General features: G+C 48.5%; 7 protein-coding genes. 3 read left to right on the forward strand and 4 right to left on the reverse strand.

Translation table 11 applies throughout. From position 1 onward, the window contains the following. Positions 1-60 precede the first annotated feature (60 nt). From RMO84_RS01920 to RMO84_RS01935, 4 genes are all read right to left on the reverse strand, one after another. Positions 61-822: a CsgG/HfaB family protein gene (locus RMO84_RS01920; protein ID WP_310486769.1), complete on the reverse strand. Its 762-nt coding sequence runs from the start codon at positions 820-822 to the stop codon at positions 61-63. Positions 823-1,106: 284 nt separating this feature from the next. Next, positions 1,107-1,334, reverse strand: coding sequence for a hypothetical protein (locus RMO84_RS01925; RefSeq protein WP_310486770.1), 228 nt, complete (start codon positions 1,332-1,334; stop codon positions 1,107-1,109). Positions 1,335-1,587: 253 nt separating this feature from the next. Beyond that, a complete protein-coding gene (ppc, locus tag RMO84_RS01930; RefSeq protein ID WP_310486771.1) occupies positions 1,588-4,614 on the reverse strand; it encodes a phosphoenolpyruvate carboxylase in 3,027 nt (1,008 codons plus the stop codon). A 292-nt stretch (positions 4,615-4,906) separates the two neighbouring features. Then, a complete protein-coding gene (locus RMO84_RS01935; RefSeq protein WP_310486772.1) occupies positions 4,907-5,152 on the reverse strand; it encodes a hypothetical protein in 246 nt (81 codons plus the stop codon). Between the two features lie 104 nt (positions 5,153-5,256). On the opposite strand from RMO84_RS01935, the gene RMO84_RS01940 reads away from it, so the two are divergent. The 3 genes from RMO84_RS01940 to RMO84_RS01950 all read left to right on the forward strand — a co-directional run. Beyond that, entirely contained in the window at positions 5,257-5,448 is a 192-nt protein-coding gene (locus RMO84_RS01940) for a hypothetical protein (protein WP_310486773.1), read from the forward strand. Positions 5,449-5,611: 163 nt separating this feature from the next. Then, positions 5,612-6,727, forward strand: coding sequence for a type IV pilus assembly protein PilM (pilM, locus tag RMO84_RS01945; RefSeq protein ID WP_310486774.1), 1,116 nt, complete (start codon positions 5,612-5,614; stop codon positions 6,725-6,727). Positions 6,728-6,731: 4 nt separating this feature from the next. Further along, a partial coding sequence (locus tag RMO84_RS01950) for a PilN domain-containing protein (protein ID WP_396135743.1) occupies positions 6,732-7,192 on the forward strand: 461 nt, incomplete at its 3' end.

Here is a 7,192-nt window from a genome sequence, read left to right on the forward strand (position 1 = left end):
GACTTTTTCCAAAAAGTCGGGTTTGTGTCTTAATCAGTGGTAATTGCGATCGGTTGAATTCTATGGATCGGTATCGACTATTTTAGAGGGATTAGTATTGATTTTCGTCGCTATTTGCTCGACAGCATCTGCCGTTGCGGCGGATAGAAGTTTTGCCTCTTGGTTGTTGCCATCATTACCGAAGCTTACGCCACGGAATTGGACTGAATTACTGCCATGATTAGAGGAACCAACACCCTGGGCAGTATAGAGAATCTCACCAGTTTTGGTATCGATCGCGCGCATGTTGATTTTGACATTGGCTGTTGTTTTACCACCGCCAACACTGCCAAACATCGGGAGGCTAATTCCCTGAGATTGTTTGTCAATATTAAACTCAGTTACAGAACCAATAATAATTGTCTGGACGCCCAAAACTCGACCGATTTTAGCAGCACTACTGGTATCGATTCTGCCAGTTTTGCCAAGATTTTGTTCTTGGAGAATTTGGTCGAGCTTGGTGCGCTCGATCACTGAGAACTGACCACCATCTACGAGCTTGTTGACGAGAATCTCATTGACAGCTTTGATATTAGTTTGCAGCCACGGTGCCCAGTCGCTACCGATCGTGCCATATTCAAAATCCATTACAGCAATTCTCGGTCTTTTCGCTTTTTTGCTCACATTTAGGCTAACTAAATTAGGATTAGCCGCAGTGATGCGATTTGCTGGTTCGTTGGCAATAGCTGGACTGATATCGGCAATCCTAAGACCAGTCAGTAGAGTTGCCGCGATTATTAATGAAGAAGATGCAATCTTGAGCAGAGATAACTTGTCAGACATATCAATCTAGAGAGTAAATGGTTAGTTGCAAATATGCTACCAGAATAATCTTTGTTGTGGCGATCGTCAATAGAAAATTTTAAGTATTTAGGCGGAATAAATTTGAAGCGAAACCTTAGTTAGACACATGAATATTAACGCACAAAAAATTGAGCATTTATTAAAAATACAGTTTTGATAATTGGCTAGTTATGGCAATAACGATTGCTAATATCGTCAACTCACTTACCTAAAATCTAGCGATCTAGCAATAGATTTAGTCGATTATTATCGATATTTTTCGGTCATAGAGACTCAAAGAGTGCGCTAAAACCAGGAATTGTCAGACACGCGTCCGTAAAATCTTCGGCATCGCTGACTTGTTCGATTTTGTATTCCATAATCCGGCGTTCGTCACCATGCATTTTTTTAGACGAAAGCAAACTAGCTGGATATTTAGTCGCCAGCTCTTTGAAGGCTGCGCCATGAATACGCCAGTCTTCAGCAGAACAGTTAATTGTGACACGCCACATAGGAAGGAAAAAAGGGAAGAGAATTTAGATCCAAAACTCGATCGGCTAGAAAATAGCAAGCATTGACATATCCGCTATCTAGACTTCAATCGTAGAGAGAATGTTTCCGCAAACCTGCGTTGCTTAGATCTTGTGCCAGTCTAAACATGCTGTTGCTTAGTGTCGATTCAGAATACCCACGCGGGGCACCCCTACAAGTTATCTGTAGGGATGCCCCTCGTGGGTACCCTCCGATCTAGGCGTGTGCCAGAAATCAGCCCGTATTGCGCATGCCTGCTGCAATGCCATTAATCGTTAACAAGGCACCATCGAGTAGTTCTTTTTTGCTGTAGCGGGAGTAAATCATCCCCGTACCGCCATGTTGGCGCAACCGTTTGAGCAACGAGACTTGTAGAAAGCCCAGCGGCACAATGCTACCATTGCGGAGTTGGATCGATCGCTGGAGTTCGGGATTGTCATCCAAAAATCTTTCGTGTCCAGAAATTCGCAAAATCATATCGCAAACGAGGCGATACTCTTGGGTAATTTGGTTGAATAACAGCTCGAATTGTTCTTTATTCTCAGGTTGAGAGAGTTCGTCTACATAGTGACGAGCCATTTGCAAATCGACTTTGGAGATTGTCATCTCGACTTTGGAAATAGCCATGCGGAAAAATGGCCATTTGCGGTAGAAACCTTGGAGCAATTCAAAATTCTCGGTGGGAGCTTCGGCGACAAATTCCTGAAGTGCCGCACCGACGCCATACCAGGATGGTAGGAGGAAGCGGCTTTGCGTCCAACTAAACACCCACGGGATGGCGCGCAGACTGGCTAAATCGCGTTTGCCGCCACGCCGTGCGGGACGGGAACTAATTTGCAAATGACTGATTTCATCGATCGGGGTAACTTGATGAAAGAAGTCTACCAAATCGGGGCAGTCGTAGATCAGCGCGCGGTAATGTTTGCGCGATCGATCGGCGAGATCTTCCATCACCTCATTCCACGGTTCGATATCATCGATGCCGCCAGACATCAAACTGGTTTGAATCACCGCACTAGCAACTTGTTCGAGGTTATAGAGCGCGAGTTCGGGTAAGGAGTATTTAGACGCCAGAACTTCCCCTTGCTCGGTAATTTTGATCCGCCCGTTAATACTCTGCCCTGGTTGCGCCAAAATCGCCTCGTGGGAAGGGCCGCCACCTCTGCCGACGCTACCGCCTCTACCGTGGAAAATCCGCAGCTTGACAGCAAATTGCTCGGCGATCGATTGGAGGGCTTTTTGGGCTTTGTGGATTTCCCAATTGCTACTGAGGAAGCCCGCATCTTTATTACTATCGGAGTAGCCCAACATCACCTCTTGGAGATCGGGAACTAGTCCGGGAATCGCATTTTCTGGGGTCGGCTGATAACCACCAGATAGCGCGGCGCGGTACATGGGCAAATCAAACAGCGATTGCATGACAATCGGTGCCTTCTTGAGATCTTCGACGGTTTCAAAGAGCGGGACGACTTGCAGGCTGGTAATGCCCGTCGCAGGGTCGTATAACCCCGACTCTTTGGCTAACAGCATCACTTCGAGAATGTCGCTGACATCCCGATTCATACTGATTACATAAGTCTGACTGATTTCGGGGCCAAATTCCTGATGCAGTCGGCGCAGCATCCGAAAGGTTTCGACGGTTTCGACAGTTTTGGGCGAGAAGGGCAGCTCGCCAGGAATCAGCGGACGACGAGTTTTCAGCTCGCTAACCAACCAACTGACGCGATCGATTTCCGACAGCTCGTGATAGGATTCGGGCAATACTTGCAGGTACTCGGCAATTTCGGCGATCGCATCGGCATGACGACTGCTTTCTTGGCGGATATCGAGTTGGGCGAGATTGAAGCCATAGATTTCGACCTGACAGATCAGCGTTTCTAATGCTTGACAAGTCAAGCCAGTTTGCTGCAAGCTCTGGCGAATTAAGCCTAACTCCTTGAGAAAATCTGCCCCAGAATGATAGCCGGTATTCGGGTTGAGATCGGTTTGCGGAAACTCCAAACTGTCCCAGTCGGAGACTTGGCGCGATCGATCCAGCGTATTAGAAAGGCGTTTGATAATATAGGTAAGCTTGAGTCGGTACGGCTCTTGACGATAGCGGATCGCCAACTCATCGTAGATTTCGGGGAAGTGCGCCTTATCCTGCTCCAGCGATTCTAATAATGCTGGCAAGACATTGCTCCAATGCAGCGATAAACTCAAGGCATTGGTCAAAGCGCGCGTACATTTGATATATTTTTTGAGGACGATGCCCCGTTGATAGCACGCTGTCTGCCAGGTGATTTTGGGCGTAACGGAGGGGTTGCCATCGCGATCTGACCCGACCCACGAACCGAACCGACAGAAGCGATTGCTGGGCGGTCGCAGATGGGGAAAAGATGTCTTTAAAGCTAACTGCAATCGTTGTGAGAGCTGAGGAATCGCATCGAATAACACTTCCTCAAAATAATGGAGCGTGTAATCGACTTCATCCAGGACGGTGGGTTTAAATTGGTGCAATTCATCCGTCCGCCACCACAGCAAGATTTCTTCGAGCAGTTGACCTTCGAGTTCGGCGACCTCCCAGGATGAGGAAATCCCCAGCCGAGTCATATCTTCCTCCGCCCGATCGAGTTTTTCGAGAATTTTGGCAACTCGACGTTGTTTGTCGCGAATGGTATGGCGGACGATTTCGGTAGGGTGGGCGGTAAATACCAAGCCGATATCCAATTCATCAAACAGCCGTTGCACTTGCTGGGGGGGTACGCCAGCAGCTTTAAGCGAAGGAAAAAGTGCGTGAAAAGTGCCGCGTTCTTTGGGCGGTTCGACGGTAGCTTGCCAGTTTTTTTCGAGTAACCCCGCACCGAGCGGCAGCAGATGTTCGGTGCGATCTCCAGTTGCTGAGTTTAAGAGAGCGATCGGTGCGGCATACTGCAGCGATAGTTTCAGAGCTAACTTTTGTTCGCACTGCTCGTAGTGCTGCTCGACAATATTAATCAGTTGAAAATAGAGCGCGAAGGCTCTGGAGGCTCTAATCGCGTCTTTGAGATCGAGTTTTTCGATCAGTTGGTGAACTTCTTGGGACAGCGGTTCGGCAGTACTACCGTCGGACGAACACATCTCGCGCAGTTGTTTGAGCAGATTGACTAAATCTTGACCGCAAGCATCGCGCAGCACTCGCTCCCACAGGTCTTCAATCACCTTGAGTCGATGGATGAGCTGGAGATTAGAGGGAGTACAGACCGTCAAATCTGATTCGGAGCTATGGGTGAGCGGATGCATAGGAGAAGTGCTCGCGGTATGAAGGGAAAATTACCCAAGGTGAAGATGCGATCGCTAACCTGGCGCGAGTGGGCAAGCTTCTAACCTCGCGATGAACGGGAAGAACTTAATAAATCTAGTCAACCTCGCTTGGCCAGCAAGGTGGAATCATTATATCAAAGATTTGTCAGCCACAGTAGCTTGCAGCTAGCGAAGTGCCTGATTAACAGAGTAATAGCCGATTACGCGATGTCGATCGAGGCTAGTTTCCTGGCCCGAGCTGGCGTAAGGGCACCTACACTTATCCCTCAGACTAGCCTCGATCGATCGGTGTAGTGGTATCGGTCGGTGCATCGCTCGGTCGATCGGGAAAATGTAATACGGGCAAGCGATCGCCCCGAAAGATTTCTTCGCTAGCCAGTCCTAATTGTTCGATAAACTCACCAGCCGCGCGGACGCCGACGATCGCCGCCAGCCAGGGTGTCGCAGCGAGACTGACCAGTAGCGATGGTGAAACTACAGCATTACGTGAGGGCGATCCTGACTTCGTCATCATCATCAACTCCAACTAGGTAAAATTTGGCTCACAGCGAGCTAGTATCGGCCATCAAGCCGCTCGATTGCCAGCCTTTCTATGATAATCGAGTTGGCACAGATGTGCTTGTGACAAACGATACAACAATGTCGTTCGCAGCGATCGGACGCTGTAGTAGCAACATCGATGGCTACAATCTGCTAGCCGACCGAGCGAAGAGTGAATCCGGTGACTCGCCTGATGTGCGTCACCTCAGTATATTTTCTGAATTTGCAAAAAAACTCCGCGCAATGTTAATTGCGATCGGTTGTTGTGGGTAATTTAAGTAGGAGAGTAATTGAATCTTTCGATCGTGCGGATCGCAATCGATCGAGGAGCACCTACCCGTCTTCACGTTACTTGTACTACCAATTTCAACGTTAATTACCCCGTCTTCCTACTTCTTCCTAGTGGCATAGTTTCGGCTATGAGTAACAAATCTATATGCTTAATCGATTAAAAAATCTATTTCCTCAACGAGGTAATGGAGTGGCGATCGAACTTGGATCCGAACGGATCAACATTGCCCAACTCCAAAAGAAAGGTGCCGATCTTACCCTCAAGCATCTGTGCTTCGCAGAAGTTCCGGAAGGAATTTTTGAGGAAGGACGAATTATCAATGCCCAAGAGTTAGGTGACTTGATTCGGACGACCTTAGCCGACAACAAAATTAAGGCAACTCACGTTACTACCTCCGTGCCGATGCGCGAATCAGTGATTAGATTGATTCCCTTACCTGCAGAATTAAACGATCGCGAAGTCCGCGATCTGATTCTCAATCACGAAGCCGCGTTATATCTGCCTTATCCACGGGAAGAAGTCGATCTCGACTATCAAAAGCTCGATTTAATCACCGATGAAGATGGACTCGACAAAGTTCAAGTCATGCTAGCAGCCACTCGCAAGGAAGTCACCGATAGTTATATCGAAACCTTTCAATATGCTGGCTTGCCAGTCAAAGTCTTAGAAATTAGCAGCTTTGCCGTCCTCCGCACGATCAAAGAACAACTGCGGCAATTTGCCCCTCAAGAAGCCGTCGTGTTAATCGATATCGAGTTCGATTGTACCGAAATCGCGATCGTCGTCAATGGCATTCCTCAATTCAACCGCACCGTGCCCATCGGGACGTTTCAGCTTCAAGAAGCCCTCAGCAGTGCGATGAATCTCCCCTTGAGCCGCAACTCCGATGCCTTGCTCGATATCACGATTCCCGATCTCCCCGTCAGCAGCATTACCGATCGCACCGAAGCGATGACCAGTATCAATCCTGGGATGGCTGCCACCGTACGCATCCTCACCGAATTAGCCGATGAAGTTCGCCGCTCGATCGAGTTCTACATGAGCCATAACGGCCAAGACCTCAAACTCGAACAACTCTTACTCGCAGGGCCTGGTGGTGGTATCGGTCAACTCGACCTCTTTTTCACCCAAAGATTGAGCATTCCCACCACTCAAGTCGATCCCATCGGGGGACTGGGTTTAGATCCAGAAATGGACATCCCCATCGGTCAACGACCTGGACTCGGTGTAGTTCTAGGCTTAGGAATGCGCGAGGTATAAATATATGTATAGTATCGACATCAATTTACTGCGCGAACGCGCCGAATATCAAACTGGTCAACAGACCGATCTCAGTAGTGGCACTCCAGCGACAGCTCGCGACAAATATGGCAAAGTCCCATTGTTTGCCGGTCTGGGTATCGCCACCTTAGCTTTACTGGCAACTGGTGGTAGTTTGCTCTATTTGGGTCATCAGACTACTCAACTCGAAGCCAAACAAAAAGACTTAGACCAAAAATTGGGTAGTCTTACAGCGCAAGATGCCAAGATCGCCGAACTCAATGGTCAAGTCGCCCAAATTACAGGCGAAACCGACTCATTAGCAAGTGTCTTCAATCAGGTACAACCTTGGTCGGCTGTACTTCAAGATTTACGCGAAAGCATTCCGCAGGGCGTTCAAATTGCCACAGTCTCCCAAAGTGAGGAAAAACCGATAGCAGCGACTGCTGGAGCAGCCGCTGCGCC

The organism is Chamaesiphon sp. VAR_69_metabat_338 (genome assembly GCF_031423935.1).
In the GTDB taxonomy this organism is placed as follows: Bacteria; Cyanobacteriota; Cyanobacteriia; order Cyanobacteriales; family Chamaesiphonaceae; genus Chamaesiphon.